1 protein-coding gene is annotated in these 1,040 nt (G+C 62.7%); it reads left to right on the plus strand.

Annotated features, from left to right (window positions below; genetic code table 11):
- Positions 1-179: 179 nt before the first annotated feature.
- Positions 180-1,040: aconitase family protein (locus AWB67_RS38435; protein WP_235025624.1), on the plus strand; the 861-nt coding region annotated here is incomplete at its 3' end.

The raw sequence follows: 1,040 nt of genomic DNA on the forward strand, positions 1-1,040 counted from the left end.
TGGAGCGCGCACATCGTCGAGCAGCGCATCGACAACAAGATCATCCGGCCGAGCGCGAATTACACCGGTCCCGAGAACCTGCAATTCGAGCCGCTCGCGAAGCGCTGACCCGGAAAAGGGATAATTGATCGGAAGGCCCGGCATCTATCCCTGATCAGAACCATTTTCTTCCCCACGGTATGAACACTGCAAACAGAAAACCTCTGCCCGGCACGAAGCTGGATTTCTTCGACGCGCGGGTCGCGGTCGAGGCAATCCAGCCAGGCGCTTACGACAAGTTGCCGTACACGTCGCGTGTGCTCGCCGAGAACCTCGTGCGCCGTTGCCCCCCGGTCTCGCTGCGCGCATCGCTTACGCAGATCATCGAACGCAAGCGCGAACTTGACTTTCCGTGGTTTCCGGCGCGCGTCGTGTGCCACGACATTCTCGGGCAGACCGCCCTCGTCGACCTCGCCGGCCTGCGCGATGCGATAGCGGCTCAAGGTGGTGACCCCGCGCTGGTCAACCCGGTCGTGCCGACACAGCTCGTGGTCGACCACTCGCTGGCCGTCGAGTGCGGCGGCTTCGATCCCGACGCGTTCGAAAAAAACCGCGCAATCGAAGACCGTCGCAATGGAGACCGCTTCCACTTCATCGACTGGACGAAGAAGGCCTTCAGGAACGTCGACGTGATTCCGCCGGGCAACGGCATCCTGCATCAGATCAACCTGGAACGCATGAGCCCGGTAGTTCAGGTGCAGGACGGCGTGGCCTTCCCGGATACACTCGTCGGCACCGACTCGCACACGCCGATGGTCGATGCGCTCGGCGTGATCGCGATCGGCGTGGGCGGTCTCGAAGCCGAAAGCGTCATGCTGGGCCGGGCTTCGTACATGCGGCTGCCGGATATTGTCGGCGTGGAACTTATCGGCAAGCCCGGGCCGGGCATCACCGCGACCGACGTGGTGCTGTCGCTGACCGAGTTCCTGCGCAATAAAAAGGTCGTCGGGGCTTATCTGGAGTTCTACGGCGCAGGCACGGCGAAGCTGACGCTCGGAGAT

Origin of the sequence: Caballeronia terrestris, from assembly GCF_001544515.1 — a bacterium.
GTDB lineage: Bacteria > Pseudomonadota > Gammaproteobacteria > Burkholderiales > Burkholderiaceae > Caballeronia > Caballeronia terrestris.